20 protein-coding genes are annotated in these 18,577 nt (G+C 72.1%); 13 read left to right on the forward strand and 7 right to left on the reverse strand.

Annotated elements, in window-relative coordinates:
* Window positions 1–14: 14 nt before the first annotated feature.
* Window positions 15–563 (reverse strand): PadR family transcriptional regulator, encoded by a 549-nt coding sequence (locus KZJ41_RS21180; RefSeq protein ID WP_029545315.1) that lies wholly within the window; start codon window positions 561–563, stop codon window positions 15–17.
* A gap of 111 nt (window positions 564–674) precedes the next feature.
* On the opposite strand from KZJ41_RS21180, the gene KZJ41_RS21185 reads away from it, so the two are divergent.
* From KZJ41_RS21185 to KZJ41_RS21210, 6 genes are all read left to right on the forward strand, one after another.
* Window positions 675–1,187 (forward strand): DUF1707 domain-containing protein, encoded by a 513-nt coding sequence (locus KZJ41_RS21185; protein WP_029545317.1) that lies wholly within the window; start codon window positions 675–677, stop codon window positions 1,185–1,187.
* 52 nt (window positions 1,188–1,239) lie between these two features.
* The gene (locus tag KZJ41_RS21190) at window positions 1,240–1,707 is read left to right on the forward strand and encodes an SRPBCC family protein (protein WP_006932414.1); all 468 of its coding nucleotides are present in this window, start codon (window positions 1,240–1,242) and stop codon (window positions 1,705–1,707) included.
* A gap of 74 nt (window positions 1,708–1,781) precedes the next feature.
* On the forward strand, window positions 1,782–2,495 hold the full coding sequence (locus KZJ41_RS21195) for a phosphatidylserine decarboxylase (protein ID WP_006932415.1): 714 nt from the start codon (window positions 1,782–1,784) through the stop codon (window positions 2,493–2,495).
* Window positions 2,492–3,406, forward strand: a complete 915-nt coding sequence (locus KZJ41_RS21200) for a phosphatidylcholine/phosphatidylserine synthase (protein ID WP_006932417.1) — start codon at window positions 2,492–2,494, stop codon at window positions 3,404–3,406. Before KZJ41_RS21195 ends, KZJ41_RS21200 begins: the two co-directional genes overlap by 4 nt.
* A gap of 21 nt (window positions 3,407–3,427) precedes the next feature.
* Entirely contained in the window at window positions 3,428–5,608 is a 2,181-nt protein-coding gene (locus tag KZJ41_RS21205; RefSeq protein WP_006932419.1) for an AAA family ATPase, read from the forward strand.
* A 2-nt stretch (window positions 5,609–5,610) separates the two neighbouring features.
* Window positions 5,611–6,783: a hypothetical protein gene (locus KZJ41_RS21210; protein WP_231772590.1), complete on the forward strand. Its 1,173-nt coding sequence runs from the start codon at window positions 5,611–5,613 to the stop codon at window positions 6,781–6,783.
* 11 nt (window positions 6,784–6,794) lie between these two features.
* Here KZJ41_RS21210 and KZJ41_RS21215 read toward each other — a convergent pair whose 3' ends face one another.
* Complete coding sequence (locus KZJ41_RS21215; RefSeq protein ID WP_006932425.1) at window positions 6,795–7,217, reverse strand: NUDIX domain-containing protein; 423 nt, start codon at window positions 7,215–7,217, stop codon at window positions 6,795–6,797.
* A 229-nt stretch (window positions 7,218–7,446) separates the two neighbouring features.
* Here KZJ41_RS21215 and KZJ41_RS21220 point away from each other — a divergent pair, with 229 nt between their 5' ends.
* From KZJ41_RS21220 to mnhG, 6 genes are read left to right on the forward strand one after another with little or no spacing between them, the layout of a single operon-like run.
* Entirely contained in the window at window positions 7,447–10,284 is a 2,838-nt protein-coding gene (locus KZJ41_RS21220) for a Na+/H+ antiporter subunit A (protein WP_029545324.1), read from the forward strand.
* On the forward strand, window positions 10,281–10,889 hold the full coding sequence (locus tag KZJ41_RS21225) for a Na(+)/H(+) antiporter subunit C (protein WP_006932433.1): 609 nt from the start codon (window positions 10,281–10,283) through the stop codon (window positions 10,887–10,889). The genes KZJ41_RS21220 and KZJ41_RS21225 overlap by 4 nt, the downstream gene beginning before the upstream one ends.
* Complete coding sequence (locus tag KZJ41_RS21230) at window positions 10,886–12,472, forward strand: Na+/H+ antiporter subunit D (protein ID WP_006932434.1); 1,587 nt, start codon at window positions 10,886–10,888, stop codon at window positions 12,470–12,472. Before KZJ41_RS21225 ends, KZJ41_RS21230 begins: the two co-directional genes overlap by 4 nt.
* 41 nt (window positions 12,473–12,513) lie before the next feature.
* A complete protein-coding gene (locus KZJ41_RS21235) occupies window positions 12,514–13,014 on the forward strand; it encodes a Na+/H+ antiporter subunit E (protein WP_044475672.1) in 501 nt (166 codons plus the stop codon).
* Window positions 13,014–13,274, forward strand: coding sequence for a monovalent cation/H+ antiporter complex subunit F (locus KZJ41_RS21240; RefSeq protein ID WP_006932436.1), 261 nt, complete (start codon window positions 13,014–13,016; stop codon window positions 13,272–13,274). Before KZJ41_RS21235 ends, KZJ41_RS21240 begins: the two co-directional genes overlap by 1 nt.
* Window positions 13,271–13,606 (forward strand): monovalent cation/H(+) antiporter subunit G, encoded by a 336-nt coding sequence (gene mnhG / locus KZJ41_RS21245; protein ID WP_006932437.1) that lies wholly within the window; start codon window positions 13,271–13,273, stop codon window positions 13,604–13,606. The genes KZJ41_RS21240 and mnhG overlap by 4 nt, the downstream gene beginning before the upstream one ends.
* Here mnhG and KZJ41_RS21250 read toward each other — a convergent pair.
* The 5 genes from KZJ41_RS21250 to KZJ41_RS21270 all read right to left on the reverse strand — a co-directional run bounded on the left by KZJ41_RS21250 (window position 13,572) and on the right by KZJ41_RS21270 (window position 17,837).
* Entirely contained in the window at window positions 13,572–14,888 is a 1,317-nt protein-coding gene (locus KZJ41_RS21250; RefSeq protein WP_029545326.1) for a phosphatase PAP2 family protein, read from the reverse strand. The two genes, mnhG and KZJ41_RS21250, sit on opposite strands and share 35 nt — an antisense overlap.
* Window positions 14,889–14,952: 64 nt before the next feature.
* A complete protein-coding gene (locus KZJ41_RS21255; protein WP_006932439.1) occupies window positions 14,953–16,074 on the reverse strand; it encodes a glutamate--cysteine ligase in 1,122 nt (373 codons plus the stop codon).
* Between the two features lie 78 nt (window positions 16,075–16,152).
* Window positions 16,153–16,800, reverse strand: coding sequence for a superoxide dismutase family protein (locus KZJ41_RS21260; protein ID WP_029545328.1), 648 nt, complete (start codon window positions 16,798–16,800; stop codon window positions 16,153–16,155).
* A gap of 59 nt (window positions 16,801–16,859) precedes the next feature.
* Window positions 16,860–17,408, reverse strand: a complete 549-nt coding sequence (locus KZJ41_RS21265; protein ID WP_065922268.1) for a LytR C-terminal domain-containing protein — start codon at window positions 17,406–17,408, stop codon at window positions 16,860–16,862.
* 48 nt (window positions 17,409–17,456) lie between these two features.
* Complete coding sequence (locus KZJ41_RS21270; protein ID WP_006938240.1) at window positions 17,457–17,837, reverse strand: DUF3263 domain-containing protein; 381 nt, start codon at window positions 17,835–17,837, stop codon at window positions 17,457–17,459.
* A gap of 134 nt (window positions 17,838–17,971) precedes the next feature.
* On the opposite strand from KZJ41_RS21270, the gene KZJ41_RS21275 reads away from it, so the two are divergent.
* A complete protein-coding gene (locus KZJ41_RS21275) occupies window positions 17,972–18,571 on the forward strand; it encodes a peptide deformylase (RefSeq protein ID WP_006938238.1) in 600 nt (199 codons plus the stop codon).
* The last annotated feature ends 6 nt before the right edge of the window (window positions 18,572–18,577 follow it).

Genomic DNA, 18,577 nt, shown 5'->3' on the forward strand with positions numbered 1-18,577 from the left:
CCCACGCCTCCGGTTCACGAGGCCGGCCCCAGCGTGTCCGCCACCCGGCCGAACCACTCGAGCACGGCCCGTTCGTAGACGATGCCGAAGTCCAGGGTCGCCGACGAGTACGGGTCCGCGCAGTGCTCGGCGGCGGCGCGCTCGTAGTCGGCGAGCCGGCGTTCGTGGGCGGCGCGGTGGACGGCGAGCATCTCGGCCAGCCTGCCGGGCGGCAGGTGCCTGCCGAACGCGACGGTGAGCAGCAGCGGGTAGCGGATGTTCTCCGGTCCGGGTTCGCGTTCGATCCACTCGGCGAATGCGGCGCGGCCGGAGGCGGTGAGCGCGAAGGGCTTGCGGTCGCGCGGGCCCACCTCGCCCGCCTCGACGAGACCGGCCCGTTCCATGGCGGCGAGTTCGCGATACACCTGACTGGTCGTGATCGACCAGAATTTCCCGATCCGCTCCTGCGCGGTCACCACCAGATCCCACCCGGTCTTCGGACCCTCGTGCAGGAATCCCAGCAGCGACGCCGCGGTGGCGTTGAGCGGACGAGCCGCGGGGGCATCGAGCGGACGGTCGACCATGGCGGACACCTTTCCCGGGGGCTTGACATTCCACTGTGGCATATCCACCATAGTGGTATCGACATTCCACTGTGGAACCTCAGTGGTCTCGACCCTCCGCAGGAGGCAGCGATGGAATACGTCAACGGTGTCCGGATCTCCGACCCCGAACGCGAGCGGCTCGTCGACGAGCTGGGCCGGCATCTCACCGCCGGCCGGCTCACGATCGGCGAGTTCGACCAGCGGGTCGGCGAGGTGTACCGGTCCGTCACCACCGACGAGGCGCACCGGGTACTGAGCGACCTTCCGGCGGCACCCCCGGCCTCACCCGCACCCCCGCCCGCCCCGGCCCGCACCGCGGACCGCCGGCTCCCCCTGCATCAGCGGATCGAGTGGGGAGCCTGGGCCGCAGCCGGGACGATCAACCTCGTGATCTGGGCGATCGTGTCGATCGCCGTCGGCGCGGCCGTGTACCCGTGGCCGGTCTGGGTGATCGGGCCGTGGGGCCTGGTACTGCTCGGCCGGACCCTCGCCGGACGGGAAGGCGCCGGCCACCGGGCACACCCCGGCCGCGGCTCGTCGCGGGCCCTCCCCGCCGGCGGGTGGTGCACATCCGGGTGGCGGGCGTCACAGACTCGGCTATGATCGACGGGCAGTATTTGTAACTCACGGTTACGCGAAGAATCAGGGAGGCCCCGTGTCGAAGACCCTCGAAGCCACCGTCGAGATCGCCGCATCGCCACAGCAGGTGTGGCATGTGATCTCCGACCTGAAGCGGATGGGCGAGTGGAGCCCGCAGTGCCGGAAGATGGCCGTGCTGGGCGGACCCGTCGGAGTCGGGACCAAGACGATCAATGTCAACCGCAAGGGCCTGCTCGTGTGGCCCACCACCGCCAAGGTGCTCGCCTTCGAGCCGGGGCGCCTGCTCCGCTTCCGGGTCAACGAGAACCGCACCGTCTGGTCGTTCACCCTCGAGCCCACCGACACCGGCACCCGGGTGATCCAGCGACGGGAGGCGCCCACCGGGACCAGCAAGGTCTCGCAGTTCCTCATCGACAAGGTCCTCGGCGGTGCGACCGCCTTCGACGACGACATGGTGGTCGGCATGAACGCCACCCTCGCGCGCATCAGGAACGAGGCCGAGGGCGCGGCCCTCGCACGGTGACCCTCCTCGCGTAGGCTGTGTTAGCCCGCGGGCCGCACGCCCGCGGGTCACACCGCGCGACACTAAGAGGAGCCGTGGCCCGAAAGCCCACACCCCCCGGAACCCCACCGCCCACCAGCGTCGAGCACGTTCTCGAACTGGTCCGCAAGACGATTCCACCGCTCCACCCGGCAGGCATCCCCTTCGTCGCCGCCCCGCTCGCCGTCGCGGCGCTCGGCCGCAACCGCAAGTGGGTCCGTCGCGCCGGCCTCGTCTCGGCCGCCGCCACCGCAGGATTCTTCCGCCACCCCCACCGGGTGCCGCCCAACCGGGTCGGCGTCGTCGTGGCCCCGGCGGACGGCGAGGTGGCCCTCGTCGACACCGCGGTGCCGCCCGCCGAACTCGAGATGGGCACCGAGCCGCGGCCGCGGGTGAGCATCTTCCTGTCCGTGCTCGACGTGCACGTCCAGCGCAGCCCCGTCGGCGGCACCGTCACCAAGGTCGTGCACCGCCCCGGGCAGTTCCTCTCGGCCGACCTCGCCGATGCCAGCGAGGTCAACGAACGCAACAGCATGCTCCTCGAGACCCGCGACGGCGCCGACGTGGCCGTCGTCCAGATCGCCGGGCTGCTCGCCCGCCGCATCGTGTGCGACGCGAAGGCGGGCGACACGCTGCCGATCGGCGACACCTACGGCCTGATCCGCTTCGGTTCCCGTGTCGACACCTACCTGCCCCCGGGCAGCACCCTCCTCGTCGAACGCGGGCAGAAGACGATCGGCGCCGAGACCGTCATCGCCCAGCTGCCGTGAGCCCGTCCGCCGCCTCCCCGGCAGCCCCGGAACGCAAACGCCGCGGTCGCCCGCAGGCCGTGCGGCTGCTGCCGAGTGTCATCACGATCCTCGCGCTCTCCGCCGGCCTGTCCGCGGTGAAGTTCGCCCTCGACGGCCAGCTGGGCACCGCCCTCGGCATGATCGGCGCGGCAGCGGTGCTGGACTCCCTCGACGGGCGCATCGCCCGCCTGCTGGACGCCACGACCAAGATCGGCGCCGAGCTCGACTCGCTGTCCGACGCGGTGGCGTTCGGCGTGGCCCCGGCCCTCGTGCTGTACGTGACGCTGCTGGACGGCAGCCCGTTCGGCTGGATCATCTCCCTGCTGTACGCGGTCAGCATCGTCCTGCGCCTCGCCCGGTTCAACACCCTGCTCGAGGACGACACGGTGCCCGCGTACGCCCGCGAGTACTTCGTCGGCGTGCCGTCCCCCGCCGGCGCCCTCGTCGCCCTGGCGCCGGTCGCCGCGCACATCCAGTGGGGTGAGGGCTGGTGGGACTCCTACCCCGTCGTGGCCGCCTGGACGCTGCTCACCGCCGCCCTCGTCGTCAGTCAGATACCGACCCTGGCGATGAAGTCGGTGTCCGTGCCGCCCCGCTACGCGGTGATCCTCCTGGTACTCGTGGCGGTCGCGGCGGCCGCGCTGGTCACCTACCCGTACGTGCTCATGCTCGTCCTCATCGGCCTGTACCTGGCGCACATCCCGTTCGCGATCCGCTCCAAGCGCTGGGTGGCGGCGCGGCCGGAGACATGGAACATCAAGCCGTCCGAGCGGCGCGCCCTGCGCGCCGAGCACCGCGCCCTGAGGCCACGGCGGGTCGCGATCCGGCGCGCCCCGCAGCCCCGGCAGTCCGCCGCGCGACTCGGTCTGCGCCGCCCCCGCGGACGCTGACGACGCTCTAGGCTCGGCGGGGTGAGCAGCCCCGAACTCGCGTTGACCGTCCGCCTCAACACCTCCGCGGCCGATGCGCGCCGCGGCGTCGTCCGCGTGCACCCGGAGGTGCTCACCGCGCTGGGCCTGCGCGAATGGGACGCGATCGCGCTGATCGGGGGGCGCCGCACCGCGGCCGTCGCCGGCCTCGCCCCCGCCGGCACGCCGACCGGCACGATCCTGCTCGACGACGTGACGCTCTCCAACGTGGGGCTGCGCGAGGACGCCACCGTCCTCGTCGGCCCGGTCGTCGTCCACGGCGCCCGCACGGTCGCGGTCACCGGATCGGCACTCGCCACCCACACGATCGACGACGTCACCCTGCGCCAGGCACTGCTGGGCAAGGTCCTCACCGTCGGCGACGCGGTGTCGCTGCTGCCCCGCGATCTCGGACCGGGCACGAGCACCGCCCCCACCACGCGCACCCTGTCCCGCACGTTCGGGATCGCCTGGACCACGGAACTGCTCACCGTCACCGCCGTCGACCCCGCCGCACCGGTGAGCGTGCAACCGAACACCGCGGTGAGCTGGGGCACCACCCCGGCCGGGCGGGCCGTCGCCGGCCCCCGCCCGGCCGCCGCCCCGTCGGCCCGGCCCGCGATCCCCGCACCGCCGCCACCACCGGTGGAGGACCTGGTCGGCGTGCAGACCCAGGCCGGCAGGCTCACCGAGTGGCTGAAGCTGGCCCTCGACGAGCCCGAACTGCTGCGCACCCTCGGCGCCTCCCCCCACCTCGGAGTGCTGATCACCGGGCCCGCCGGCGTCGGCAAGGCCACCCTCGCCCGCGCAGTCCTCGCCGGCCGTCGCGTCGTCGAGCTCGACGGGCCGAGCGTGGGCGCCACTGCCGCCGACGATCGGCTGCGCCGCGTGACCACCGCCGTCGCCGACCTGGCCCCCGGCGGGGTCCTGCTCGTCACCGACATCGACGCCCTGCTGCCCGCCGACCCCGAACCGGTGTCGGCGCTGATCCTCGACCAGCTGCGCCGCGCCGTCGACACCGTCGGGGTCGCGCTCGTCGCGACCACGGCGCACCCCACCGAGGTGGACTCGCGGGTCCGCTCCCCCGAGATCTGCGACCGGGAACTGGCCCTGCCCCTGCCCGACGGCGCCACCCGTCGCGCCCTGCTCGACGTGCTGCTGCGCCGGGTGCCCACCGACACCCTCTCGCTCGACGCCGTCGCCGCCCGCGCGCCCGGCTTCGTCGTCGCCGACCTGGCCGCCCTGTGCCGGGAGGCGGCGCTGCGGGCGGCGGCGCGGGCGAGCCGCGACGACACCGAGCCGAGGCTCACTCAGGATGACCTGCTCGGTGCGCTCGAGGTGATCCGCCCGCTGTCGCGATCGGGCACCGAGGAGCTGGCCATCGGCAGCGTCACCCTCGACGACGTCGGCGACATGGTCGACACCAAACAGTCGCTCACGGAGGCGGTGCTGTGGCCGTTGCACCACCCCGACTCGTTCGCCCGCCTCGGCGTCGAGCCGCCGCGCGGTGTACTGCTCTACGGGCCACCGGGTTGCGGCAAGACCTTCCTGGTGCGCGCGCTGGCCAGCTCGGGACAGCTGAGCGTGCACGCCGTCAAGGGCGCCGAGCTGATGGACAAATGGGTGGGCGCCTCGGAGAAGGCTGTGCGGGAGCTGTTCCAGCGGGCCCGCAACTCCGCACCGGCGCTGGTGTTCCTCGACGAGATCGACGCGCTCGCCCCGCGCCGCGGGCAGAGCTCCGACTCCGGCGTCACCGACCGGGTGGTGGCCGCCCTGCTCACCGAACTCGACGGGGTCGAACCGCTGCGCGACGTCGTGGTGCTCGGCGCCACCAACCGGCCCGACCTGATCGATCCGGCCCTGCTGCGCCCCGGCCGGCTCGAGCGGCTGGTGTTCGTGCCGCCGCCGGACGCCGAGGCGCGCGCCGCGATCCTGCGCACCGCGGGCAAGTCGGTGCCGCTGGCCGACGACGTGGACCTCGGCGCCCTCGCCGCGGACCTCGACGGCTACTCCGCGGCGGACTGCTCGGCGCTCCTGAGGGAGGCCGCGCTCGCGGCGATGCGCCGCAGCGTCGACGCCGCGGCCGTCACCGCCGACGACGTCGCGGCGGCGCGGAAGGCGGTGCGCCCGTCGCTGGAGGCCGCGCAGGTCGAACACCTGCGGGCCTACGCCGAGGGGCGCTGACGATGCCGGCGGCGACAGTGCGGTTGGACGAGCCGGTCGCGGGTCTCGCGGCATTGTGCGCGGGCGCCCTCGCCGGCTTCGCCGTAGCGGTGGACGGGGTGGCGCTCCCCGCCGCGACGGGCAGCGCCACCGGGCCGATCGTGTTCGCGGTGGCGGCGGTGCTGGCGGTCGCGGGCCTGCAACGCTCGGGGTCGCGCCGTACGGCGTGGTTGCTGGCGGCCGGCTGCACGGTGGTGCTGGGGACGGTGCGGTTCGCGGTACCTGCCGCCGACCCCGACACCCTCACCGTGCTGCCCCTGATCAGTGCGGGAGCCGCCGGGATCCTGCTCGGGGCGGCGGTCGCCGCGGCGTGGGGCGAACCGATCGGGCAGTGGGCGGTGGTCGTCGGGGCGTGGGCGGTGTTCCTGCTCGCCGGCCCGATGGGGACGTCCCTGCAGTCGTCGGCGCTGCCGTCGCCGCTGCAGTGGCCGCTCGCCGTCGCAGCCGGGGCCGTGGTGCTCGCCGCATTCGTCGCGGGGGCCGGGGCCCGGGTGCAGCAGCCGGAGGCGCGGCTGCCGATCGTCGCGGTCGGGGCGACGGCGGCGCTGACCGTCGGCATGCACGTGCTCGCCGGCTGGGTGGGCGAGCAGGCCACCTCGGCTGCGGCGTGGATGTGGCTGGCCGCCGCGGCCGTGCTCGCCGCGACGGTGCTCGGTGCGGAGGCCGTCGGCCGTTTCCTGCCCTTCGCAGACGGCCGGTTCCCCGTCGCCGCGATCGGGGCGACGGCCGCGGCGTACCCGCTGGTCGACGACCTGGCCGGGAGGGAGGTGTCCGCGTGGGTGCCCGCGGCCGGGGTGCTGGCGGTCGCGGCGGGAGCCGCGCTCGCGTGGCGGGTCCCGCGGGTCGAGCTGGGCCTGGGGGTGGCCCTGGTCGTCACGCTGACCGCGGCGCTGTGGCCCGACACCGCGGCGGACGGCCCGCAGTTGCTGGTGCGCGTGGCGCTGGTCGCCGCGGGCACCGGCCTGGCGCTGGGGGCGGCGCTGCCGGGTGCGGCACCGATCGCCGCGATGGGCCTGGTGCTGCCGGTCGCGGCCGCCACGGTGGCCACGGTCTGGGCGCTACCCGCCGACCCGCGGCTGCTCACCGGTGCGCTGGCGGCGACGGGCGCGGTATGCGCGTGGCGCTGCCGGAGCTGACGTGGCCGGTCTCACTCGGCCCGGACGAGACCGAGGGCGTGCAGGTGCTCGAACACCAGCATCGAACCCGGCGCGACCTCGGGCAGGGCAGCGTACTCGGCGACGGTGAACCAGCCGAGTTCGGCGATCTCCGCCGCCGGGCGCGGTTCCCCGGCCAGCTCGGCCGTGAAGCAGGTCATGTGCAGGCGAGTGCCGACCGGATGGCCGAAGGCCTCGGCCTCGAAGATCCCGACCTCGGCGACGGTGCCGTCGACGAGGCCGACGCCGAGTTCCTCGCGGATCTCCCGGTGCAGGGCCTGCTCGGGGGTCTCGCCGGGATCGATCTTGCCGCCCGCCATGTAGAAGGCGGTCTTGCCGGCGGAACGGGTCTGCAACAGGCGTCCGTCGCGGACGTACGCGAGCGCGGCGGTACGGATCGGTCCGGTCTCGGGCATGGGGGCACTCTACGATGGGAATCGGACATCGGAGCGTCGGCGGCCGATTCGCAACCGTGCGAATGCTGCCGGTAAGCTGACACCGAATCCGATTTGTCCATTTGCAGAGCAGCACGTGCATCGGGATTTCCCGGGTCCGCGCGGCTCGGGCATCGCCCCCTGTGGGTGCTGCACAACACTTGCAAGCCTGTTACACCCCGCCGCCAGGCCCGACCCCGACGGAGTGCCTTTGCTCGCCATACTCATCGCCCACGCGGTCGCCGCTCTCGTTGCGCCGCCTCTGGTCAGAGTCATGGGGAGAAATGCGTTCCTACCGCTGGCGCTCGTGCCACTGGCGAGCCTCGGCTGGGTGATCGGCAACTGGGGCACGGAACGCACGCTGCACATCGCGTGGGCGCCGGGCCTGTCGATGAACATCGACATGCGCTTCGACTCCCTCGCGGCGATCATGTCGGCGCTGGTGCTGGGCATCGGCGCGCTCATCCTGCTCTACTGCGCCCGGTACTTCACCGACGACGAGCCCCGCCTGGGGATCTTCGCCGCCGAGATGGTCGCCTTCGCCGGCGCCATGTTCGGCCTGGTGACCAGCGACAACATGCTGGTCCTCTACACGTTCTGGGAACTGACCACCGTGCTGTCGTTCCTGCTGGTCGGCCACTACGCGGAGCGGGCGTCGAGCCGCCGCGCCGCCACCCAGGCCCTGCTCGTCACCACCGCGGGTGGCCTCGCGATGCTCGTCGGCATCATCGTGCTCGGGCAGCTGGTGGGCAGCTACAACCTCTCCGACGTGATCGCGGCCGCCCCGAGCGGCTGGCTGGCCGGGGTGGGCGTCGCCCTGGTGCTGGTCGGCGCCCTGTCGAAGTCCGCGGTGGTGCCGCTGCACTTCTGGCTGCCCGGCGCGATGGCAGCCCCGACCCCCGTCTCCGCGTACCTGCACGCCGCCGCGATGGTGAAGGCGGGCATCTATCTGGTGGCGCGGCTGGCTCCGGCGTTCGCCGATGCGGCGCCGTGGCGGCCCATCGTCGTCACCCTCGGCCTGGCGTCGATGCTGCTCGCCGGCTGGCGCGCGTTCCGGGCCTTCGACCTGAAGCTGATCCTGGCGTTCGGCACCGTCAGCCAGCTCGGTTTCCTCATCGCCCTGGTGGGGATCGGCAGCCGGGAGGCGGCGCTGGCCGGCATGGCCATGGTCGTGGCCCATGCGATGTTCAAGGCCTGCCTGTTCATGGTGGTCGGCATCGTCGACCACGGCGCCGGCACCCGCGACATCCGCAAGCTCGCGCACCTCGGGAAGCGGGCGCCGTTCCTCGCGGCCGTCGCGGCCGTCGCCGCGATGAGCATGGGCGGCCTGCCCGTGTTCATCGGGTTCGTCGGCAAGGAGGCCGCCCTCGAGGCCGTGCAGGTGACGACCCTGCTGAGCCCGTGGGCCCGGATCGCGGTACTCACCGCGATCGTCGCCGGGTCGATCCTCACCCTGGCGTACAGCATCCGGTTCGTGTGGGGCGCCTTCGGACGCAAGCAGCTCAAGCGCCCGAGTCCGGCCGTGCAGAACTTCCACGCCGCCGGCCCGCTGCTGCTGTTCTCCCCGACCGTCCTGGCCTTCGGCGGGTTGGCCGCCGGACTCGCGGCGCCGTGGCTCGACACGCTGCTGTCCCCCTACGCGGACACGCTGCCCAGCACCCTGGACAAGCCCTACCACCTCGCGCTGTGGCACGGCGTCGGCCTCCCCCTCGTGCTGACCGCCGTCGTCGTGGCCGGTGGCACCGCGCTGTACTTCGCCCACCGCGCGATCTCCCGCGTGAAGTTCGAGCGTCAGCTGTTCGGCAACGCCGACCGCATGTACGACGCGACGCTGCGCTTCATGGACACCGTGTCGATACGGCTGACCGGTTCCACCCAGCGGGGCTCGCTGCCGCTGACCCAGGGCATCATCCTGGTCACCCTGGTGGTGCTGCCCACCACGCTGCTGCTGGTGTTCGGCCCCGAGCGGGACATGGCGGTGCGGTGGTGGGACTCGTCCGTCCAGTTCGCGGCGGCGGCCATCATCATGTGCGGCGCCCTGGCCGCGACGGTGATGCGCAACCGCCTCGCCGGCGTGCTGCTCGTGGGCCTGACCGGCTACGGGTGCGGATTCCTGTTCGCCCTGCAGGGCGCCCCGGACCTCGCGCTCACGCAGTTCCTCGTCGAAACGCTGACCCTCGTCATCTTCGTGCTGGTGCTGCGCAAGCTCCCCGCCGAGTCCCGTCCCGAACACGTGGTGGGCCGGAAGCTGCCGCGTGCCCTGCTCGGCATCGCCGTCGGCGTCGCGGTCACGACGATCGGGGTGTTCGCCACGAACGCCCGCACCGCCGACCCGATCGCGCTGCTGCTGCCGGAGGCGGCCTACGAACTCGGCAACGGCAAGAACGTGGTCAACGTGCTGCTCGTCGACATCCGGGCGTGGGACACCCTCGGGGAGATCTCCGTGCTGCTCGTCGCGGCGACGGGCGTGGCGAGCCTGGTGTTCCGCACCCGCCGCTTCGGTTCGGCGCCGCGCGTCTCGGACGCCCCCGCGGCGCAGCTCGACGCGATGTCGTCGAGCACCGAGACGACGTGGCTGCGCGGCGGGGACCTCATCGACCCGCGGCACCGCTCGCTGGTCCTCGAGGTCACGACCCGCCTGGTGTTCCCGACGATGATGGTGCTGTCGGTCTACTTCTTCTTCGCCGGGCACAACGCGCCCGGCGGCGGCTTCGCCGGCGGCCTGATCGCGGGGCTTGCGCTGGTGCTGCGGTATCTGGCCGGTGGCCGTTACGAGCTCGGCGAGGCGGTGCCCATCGACGCGGGCAAGATCCTCGGCCTGGGTCTGACGTTCTCGGCGGGGACCGCCCTGGTCTCCCTGTTCCTCGGTGCGCCGCCGCTGTCGTCGGCGACCGTCGAGATGACTCTGCCGCTGCTCGGCGACATCAAGCTCGTCACCGCACTGTTCTTCGACCTGGGGGTGTATCTGATCGTCGTCGGCCTGGTACTCGACGTGCTCCGCAGTCTCGGCGCGCGTCTCGATGCGGAGATCGTGGGTGAGAAGCGATGAGCGCGAATCTGACCATGCTCGCTCTGGTCGGGGTGCTGGTCGCCTCCGGGGTGTACCTGCTGCTCGAGCGCAGCATCATCAAGATGCTGCTGGGGTTGCTGCTGATCGGCAACGGCATCAACCTGCTGATCCTCACCCTCGCCGGGCCGGCCGGCGGCCCGCCCGTGGTCGGTGCCCGCAACGACCTGCACGAGAACATGGCCGACCCGCTGGCACAGGCGATGATCCTCACGGCGATCGTCATCACCATGGGCGTGGCCGGCTTCGTGCTGGCGCTCACGTACCGGTCGTTCACGCTCAGTGCCCGCGACGAGGTCGAGAACGACCCCGAGGACACCAAGGTGTCGCAGCGGCGCTCGCCCGCCGAGGCCCCCGACCGCGACCGTTCGGACGATCCGCTCACCGGCCTGCCGAGCCGCAGCGGCGACGCGTTCGACGCGGCCGGCAACCCGATCCCCCTGGAGGAACTCGTCAACCTGGAGGACCTCGAATCCTACGAGGACCTGCACGACGGCGACTTCGACGACGAGACGGATTCGGCCTACAGCGACGGTGAGACGGCCCGCGGGGACGACGCACCGTCCCGGGGAGGAAGGACCCGATGATCCTGTCCGCGACGGCGCTGACCCCGCTGCCCGTCCTCATCCCGATGCTGGCGGCGGCCGCGACGCTGATCCTCGGGCGCCGGCCCCGCGCTCAGCGGGCCGTGACCCTCGTTGCGCTCGTCGCCGTGCTGGTGGTCTCGGGCCTGCTGCTGTACCTCGCCGACCGGGACGGCATCGCGGTCGTGCAGGTCGGCGGATGGGACTCCCCCATCGGGATCTCCCTGGTGGTCGACCGGCTCGCGGCGCTGATGCTGGTGGTGTCGGCGATCGTGCTGCTCGCCGTCATGCTGTACGCGGTCGGACAGGGCATCCACGACGGCAACGACCAGCAGCCCGTGTCGATCTTCCTGCCGACGTACCTGGCACTGACCGCGGGCGTGTGCAACGCATTCCTCGCCGGCGACCTGTTCAACCTCTTCGTCGGGTTCGAGGTGCTGCTCGCGGCGTCGTTCGTGCTGCTCACCCTGGGGGCGAGCGCGGACCGGGTCCGCGCCGGCGTCTCCTACGTGATGGTCTCGATGGTCTCGTCGCTGATCTTCCTGGCCGGCATGGGGTTCGCGTACGCCGCCACCGGCACCCTGAACCTGGCGCAGATGGCGGTGCGGATGGACGACGTGCCGGAGGGCACCCGCGCCGCGATCTTCGGCGTGCTCCTCGTCGCGTTCGGCATCAAGGCGGCGGTGTTCCCGCTGTCGACGTGGCTGCCGGACTCGTACCCCACCGCCCCGGCGCCGGTCACCGCCGTGTTCGCCGGCCTGCTCACGAAGGTCGGCGTCTATGCCATCATCCGGGCGCACACGCTGCTGTTCCCGGGCGGCGAGCTCGACAACGTGCTCCTGGTGGCCGGCCTGCTGACGATGGTGATCGGCATCCTCGGCGCCATCGCCCAGAACGACATCAAGCGCCTGCTGTCGTTCACCCTCGTCAGCCACATCGGCTACATGGTGTTCGGGATCGCCCTCTCGACGCAGGCGGGGTTGTCCGGCGCCGTGTACTACGTCGCCCATCACATCCTGGTCCAGACGACGCTGTTCCTCGTGGTCGGCCTGATCGAGCGGCAGGCCGGCTCGGCGTCGCTGCGGCGGCTCGGCGGACTCGCCCTCGCCAGCCCGGTCCTCGCGATCGCGTTCCTCGTCCCGGCGCTGAACCTCGGGGGCATCCCCCCGTTCTCCGGGTTCATCGGGAAGGTGGCCCTGCTGCAGGCCGGCGCCGCCGACGGATCCGTCCTGGCGTGGGTGCTGGTTGCGGGCGGCACCGTCACGAGCCTCCTCACCCTGTACGTCGTCGCCCGGGTGTGGACCAAGGCCTTCTGGCGGGCCCGCGCCGACGCCCCCGAGGGCGGCCTCGCCGACGCCGCCCCGTCCGCGCTGATCGACGAATCCGGGATGGAGGTCGCCTTCTCGGACCGGGCCGACGTCGGGCGCATGCCCCCGGCAATGCTGGTTCCGACGATCGGTCTCGTCGTCGTCGGCCTGGCCCTGACCGTGTTCGCCGGCCCGCTCGTCGACATCAGCGACCGTGCCGCCGAGAACCTGCGGGATCGGTCCGTCTACATCGAAGCCGTGCTGGGAGGTCAGCCGTGACGAGCCGGTCGAATCTGCTCCGCCTGTTCGTCCTGGGCTGGATGACGCTGGTGTGGGTGCTGTTGTGGGGCACCTTCAGCGCCGCGAACCTGCTCGGCGGGATCGCCGTCGCGGTGATCGTCACAGTGATGCTGCCGCTGCCGCGGGTGCCCGTCGAGGGCCGCCTGCACGTGCTGTCCGCCGTGCGCCTGGCCGCCGTGATCTTCGTGGATACGATGAAGTCCACGGTCTCGGTCGGGTGGCTCGCGATCCGGCCGGCGCCGCCGCCGGTGACCGGTGTGCTGCGGTGCCGGCTCACCATCAAGTCCGACCTGGTGCTCACTCTGTGGGCGGACATCATGAACAACATCCCCGGCACGATGGTCCTCGAGATCGACCAGGCCCGCCGGATCGTCCACGTCCACGTCCTGGACGTGGGCACCGACCGGAAGGTCGCGGACTTCTACCGCTCCGCGCGGCGCATCGAACGCCTGCTGATCTCGACGTTCGAACGCAACAACGAATGGCAGCCCAGCCCCTGGGTCGTCCGGGAGGAGGCGTGATGACGGTGATACTGGCGCTCTCGGGCGCTCTGCTGGTGGTCGCGGCCGCGCTCATCACCTACCGGGTGCTGGCCGGCCCCACCTCGCTGGACCGGCTGATCGCCCTCGACGCACTGCTGGCCATCGCGATGTGCGGGCTCGCCGCGTGGGCGGTGCACAGCCGGGATACGACGATCGTGCCGGCCGTCGTCGCTCTGGCCCTCGTCGGATTCATCGGCTCGGTGTCGGTGGCACGATTCCGGGTGCGTGACGACCAGTGACCACCGTGCTGGAACTCGTCGGCCACGTCCTCATCCTGATCGGCTCGGTCATCTCCCTCACCGCAGCGGTCGGCATCGTGCGCTTCCGCGACACCCTCTCGCGCATGCATCCGGCAACGAAACCGCAGGTGGTCGGCCTGCTGTTCGTGCTCGGCGGCGCGATGCTCATCCTGCGGGGCAACGTCGACATCTGGATGCTGGCGCTGGCGGGCATGTTCATGGTGCTGACCGCTCCCGTCATCGCCCACCGGGTGGGCCGGCTCGCCTACCGGGAGCAGCTCGGCCGCGACGGTCTGCTCAGCGGCGACGAGCAGTCGCCGGACGGGAGCTGACCGCATCCGGCCGGCGATCGCCGTCGGCCGCATGGAACGTGACGTGGAAGGCCACCGCCACCACCACCAGCGAACCGAGCAGGAGGGGCCCGGCGAGCGGAGCGTGCTCCGCCATGAGACCCGGCAGGTACCGGTAGGCCGCCAGCTGCGCGGCCAGCACCGCCGTGCCGCCCGCGACGAGGCGGATGCGGAACCAGCCCCAGCCGCGGTCCGGGTCGCGCAGCGCGGCCTCGAGCGTCAGGCACAGCACCGCGCCGGAGACGAGGTCCACGCCGTAGTGGTAGCCGAAGCCCAGCGTGGCGGCGAGGGTGCAGCCGAGCCACCCGGTGCCGAGCAGCCGCAGCCAACCGGGGCCGCCCCGGGTGTGCAGGAACAGCGCCAGCGCCCACGCGGTGTGCAGGCTCGGCATGCAGTTGCGCGGGGTGACCGCGTCGAACGGGATCGGCTGCGGGTCGGGATTCCACGGCACCGCAGCCGGCCAGAAGGTCCCCACCTGCCAGCCCGCGCCGTGGTCGCCGAACGCGAAGATCGGGCCCACCACCGGGAACAGCATGTAGACCAGCGGCCCCACCAGGCCGATGAGCAGGAAGGTGCGCACCAGGTGGTGTGCGGGCCAGGGGCGGCCGCCGCCGACGTTGCGGAGCTGGTACACGGCGACGACGATCGCCGCGACGGGCAGCTCGATGTACACCCAGTGCAGCACCGCGTACACGCCGGGCCCGAGCCATTCGAGAGCCCGGCCCGCCAGCCACGACGGATTGCCCAGGGCGTGGTCGGCGAGCTGGACGTACTCGTCGAGCACGTCCGGCCGGGTCCGTGCGGTCAGTTCGAGCCACGTGTCGCCGATCTTGACCGAGAGCACCAGCAGCACCCCGAGCGCGATGCCGCGCAGCGCACCGCGGCGCGGGCCGCCCTGCAACGCGACCGCGGCGTATCCGGCCAGCAGCACGAGCACGATCGTCGGCCCGTTCCCCACCGTCAGGGGGCCGCCGGTGAGGTACCGCTCGGCCGCGAACGCCCCGTCGAGCAGCACCGCGGCACCGACCGCCACGTACCGCAGGCGCGCGGTCAGGCCCACCATCGCCAGCGCGAGACCGGCCCACGGCACGGACGCCGACTTCGGGATCGCGACGACGTCGCCGACGAGTCCGGGGAGCGGCCCGGGGAACCCGCTGTACCGCGCGACCGCCTCGGCCACGAGGACACCCAGGATCGCGCCGGTCAGAGCGAGGGGAACGAACAGTTGCGGCACATGCGCCGGCTGCGCCTTCGGGCGCTCCACCCCTCGGATCGACACCGATACATGGTAAACAGCGTGTGAACTGTGCGGGAACGCGGCCGATCGTTCAGGCGCGCAGTTCCTCCACCAGCGAGTCCACCACCGCGACGAGGTCGCCGCCGGTCTGCTCCGCGATCCGGCGCTGCCGCTGGTAGGAGGCTCCCCGCACGGGGATCTGCGCCACCTGGGCGAGTTCGTCCGCACAGCCGAGCCGCGCCGCCGTGGGAGTGAGCTGCTCGAGCAGATCGTTCAGGTCGTCGGTGACGAGGCGCTCGTGGCACACCGGGTCGAGGATCACCTCGGCCTCGAGGCCGTAGCGGGCGGCGCGCCACTTGTTCTCCTTGACGTGCCACGGCTGCAGGGTGGGCAGCTGCTCGCCCCGCTCGAGTCGCTCGTCGTAGTACACGACGAGCGAGTGCACGAGGGCGACGAGGGCGGCCAGCTCGGCCTTGTTGGTGATGCCGTCGAAGACCCGGACCTCGATGGTGCCCCACCGCGGCGACGGGCGGATGTCCCAGTGCATGCCGCCCGGCTTCGTGATGACCCCGGACTTGAGCTGGTCCTCGATGAAGCTCTCGTACTGGGCCCAGCTCTCGAAGTGGTACGGCAGTCCGGCCGTCGGCAGCTGCTGGAACATCAGGGCACGGTTGCTCGCGTAGCCGGTGTCCACGCCCGCCCAGATCGGTGAGGAGGCCGACAGCGCCAGCATGTGCGGGTACTTCACCAGCAACGCGTTGAGGATCGGGATGACCTTCTCCGCGGACGAGACACCGACGTGGACGTGCACGCCCCAGATGAGCATCTGCCGGCCCCACCAGCGGGTGCGCTCGATCATCTCGTCGTAGTCCGGGGACCGGGTGACGACCTGGTCGGTCCACTGTCCGAACGGATGGGTGCCGGCGCAGATCAGATCCACCCCCGCGGGATCGGCGGCGGTGCGCAGCAGGTCGAGGGATTCGGCCAGGTCGTCGACGGCCTCGGCGACGGTGTCGTGCACGTCGGTGACGAGTTCGACGGTGTTGCGGAGGAACTCCTTGGTGAGCCGCGGGGTCTGCCCGGCGCGCTGCTCGACCGCGTCGAAGACGACTGCGGCGGTGTTCGACAGGTCGCGCGTCTTCTTGTCCACCAGCGCGATCTCCCACTCGACGCCGAGAGTCGGGCGGGGTGAACCGGGAAACGGTACAGGCACGAATCGATCCAACCACAGGGCCCCGGCGACCGTCGCCGGTCGCCGGGGCCCTGCAAGTAGAGTTTCGGGAGGTGGCCGTCAGGAGACGACGCCGCAGGCGAGACGCTCGCCGCCGGCGGTTTCCTGGTGGACGACGACGGACGTGCCGTCCCCGCCCTGCAGGTCGTCGAGGGTGAACGCCTCGGTGGTGACGGTCAGCGATCCGGAGCCGCCCTCGCGCACCACGACCGCACCGAGGTCACCGCTCTCGGGGATGCTGGTGTTGCCGCCGGCCTGCAGGTGCCCGCCCGCGGACAGGAAGTTGCCGGGCTCGCCGCCGGTCGGGGCGGTGGAGTTGGTCTCGCACTTGCCGACCTCGTGGACGTGGACGCCGCGGTAGCCGACCGGCATGCCCTCGAGCTCGACGGTCGCCTCGACGCCTCCGTCGACCTCGGTGAAGGTGACCGTGCCGGCGGCCGCACCGGCCGGGGTCCGCAGCTCGGCGGAGTGCTCCGCGCCGCCGGTGCCGCCCGCCGCGCCCGTCGTGGCCTCCCCCGGGACAGCGCTGCCGCCGTGGGCCTCGTCGGCGCCCTCCGGCGCCGCGGAACCCGTCCACACCGGCGGGGTGGTGCCGGGGGTGTCGCTCGGCTCCTCGCTGTTCGAGCACGCGCTCAGGCCCACCGCAGCGATCGCGACGATCGGGGCCAGGGCACGCCAGGACATGCGACGGGTGGAACTCGAGGCCATCAAACCGCTCCTTCGAAGTGGCGAAAAGTCACCTGATCATAGCCGGGGGGCGGAAGCCCTCACGGCGAGGTGACGATGACGATGACGCCCGGCGACGAGTCCTGGATCCCGGCGAAGCGCGGCTGGGCCGTCACCCCCAGTGCCTCGGCCACCGCCTCCGCGGTCTGCCGCTCCCCCGGGCCCGTGCCGTAGTACACGGACGTGGTTTCGATCACGCCGTCGCTGTAGTTGCCCGTCTCCGCAACGGTGAATCCCTCGTCCTCGAGCAGGCCGGCCGTCTGGGCGGCCAGGCCCGAGACGTTGCTGTTGTTGAGCACCCGCACGGGGGCGGCGGCCCCCGCCGACGTGGTGGCGGAGACCGTCGTCGTGGCCGACGGAGCCGCACCGGGGGCGGTCGTCCTCGCCGACGTCGCGGCGAGCGGCGCCGACGTCGCGGACGTGGTCGCCGGCGCGGCCGCGGGCTCGGTCGTCGGCTCGGGAGCCGGGCTCTCGGAATCGGAGCCTCCGAGCGAGGCGAGACCGAGGCCGGCGAACAGGATGGCGAGAGAGATCAGCACCATCGCGAGCGCTCGCAGCGGCGGACCCGACGATTCCGAGGTTGTGCTCACGCTCTCGACCTTAGTTGCCGCGCCCGCCGGATCACCGTCGTACTCGTACTACTTGGTGATCTCGAAGCCGAGCCGGCGCGCGGCGCGGGCCTTCTGCCGGCTGGCCCGCAGCCGGCGCAACCGCTTGACGAGCATGGGGTCGGCCGCCAGCGCCTCCGGCCGGTCCACCAGCGCGTTGAGGACCTGGTAGTAGCGGGTCGCGGACAGACCGAAGAGTTCCTTGATCGCCTCTTCCTTGGCACCGGCGTACTTCCACCACTGCCGCTCGAAGGCGAGGATGTCGCGCTCCCGGCGAGAGAGACCGTCCGTGCCGGCCTCGTCCGGGCCGGCCGCGGGGTGGTTGTTCTCGGCGTGGTTGTTCTCGGCGTGGTTGCTCCGGTCGGAAACCTGCTCGGATTCGTTACCGATTTGCGCTGCTGCGCCGTCCATCTCACTCCTCGACTGCCTCGAATCACGCCGAGGTCCGATCGGACCCGGGTGTTTCCGAGGGCAATTCAACCACGGTGGTACGACAGGTACCGGCTCAACGGACAGGCGAGTCCTGCCCACTATCCTCTTGCACCATGGCAATACTTCCGATCCGGATCGTCGGTGACCCCGTCCTGCATCACCCGACGAAACCGGTCACCCAGTCGCCGGCCGAACTGGCCCAGCTGATCGCCGACATGTACGAGACGATGGATGCGGCGAACGGCGTCGGTCTCGCCGCCAACCAGGTCGGTGTCGACCTGCGGCTGTTCGTCTACGACTGCCCCGACCTGGACGAGGCCGGCAACGTGGTCCGCCGCCGCGGCGAGGTGATCAACCCGGTGCTCGAGACGTCGGAGATCCCGGAGACGATGCCCGACCCCGACGACGACGTCGAGGGGTGCCTGTCGGTCCCCGGCGAGCAGTTCCCCACCGGGCGCGCCGAGTGGGCGAAGGTCACCGGCACCGACGCCGAGGGCAACCCGATCGAGATCGAGGGCCACGGCTTCTTCGCCCGGATGCTGCAGCACGAGGTCGGCCACCTCGACGGCTACCTGTACGTCGACAAGCTCATCGGACGCAACGCCCGCGCCGCCAAGAAGACGATCAAGCGGGCGGGGTGGGGCGTGCCCGGCCTCAGCTGGGTGCCCGGGACGGTCGAGGACCCGTTCGGCCACGACGACGACGAGGACTGACGCGCC

The sequence above is a fragment of the Rhodococcus sp. 11-3 genome, assembly GCF_023704055.1.
Classification (GTDB): Bacteria; Actinomycetota; Actinomycetes; order Mycobacteriales; family Mycobacteriaceae; genus Rhodococcus; species Rhodococcus aetherivorans.

Coding starts and splice junctions, on each gene's coding strand:
- KZJ41_RS21180 (WP_029545315.1), bottom strand. CDS start 563: ATGGTCGACCGTCCGCTCGATGCCCCCGCGGCTCGTCCGCTCAACGCC.
- KZJ41_RS21185 (WP_029545317.1), top strand. CDS start 675: ATGGAATACGTCAACGGTGTCCGGATCTCCGACCCCGAACGCGAGCGG.
- KZJ41_RS21210 (WP_231772590.1), top strand. CDS start 5,611: ATGCCGGCGGCGACAGTGCGGTTGGACGAGCCGGTCGCGGGTCTCGCG.
- KZJ41_RS21215 (WP_006932425.1), bottom strand. CDS start 7,217: ATGCCCGAGACCGGACCGATCCGTACCGCCGCGCTCGCGTACGTCCGC.
- KZJ41_RS21225 (WP_006932433.1), top strand. CDS start 10,281: ATGAGCGCGAATCTGACCATGCTCGCTCTGGTCGGGGTGCTGGTCGCC.
- KZJ41_RS21230 (WP_006932434.1), top strand. CDS start 10,886: ATGATCCTGTCCGCGACGGCGCTGACCCCGCTGCCCGTCCTCATCCCG.
- KZJ41_RS21235 (WP_044475672.1), top strand. CDS start 12,514: ATGACGCTGGTGTGGGTGCTGTTGTGGGGCACCTTCAGCGCCGCGAAC.
- KZJ41_RS21240 (WP_006932436.1), top strand. CDS start 13,014: ATGACGGTGATACTGGCGCTCTCGGGCGCTCTGCTGGTGGTCGCGGCC.
- KZJ41_RS21260 (WP_029545328.1), bottom strand. CDS start 16,800: ATGGCCTCGAGTTCCACCCGTCGCATGTCCTGGCGTGCCCTGGCCCCG.
- KZJ41_RS21270 (WP_006938240.1), bottom strand. CDS start 17,837: ATGGACGGCGCAGCAGCGCAAATCGGTAACGAATCCGAGCAGGTTTCC.
- KZJ41_RS21275 (WP_006938238.1), top strand. CDS start 17,972: ATGGCAATACTTCCGATCCGGATCGTCGGTGACCCCGTCCTGCATCAC.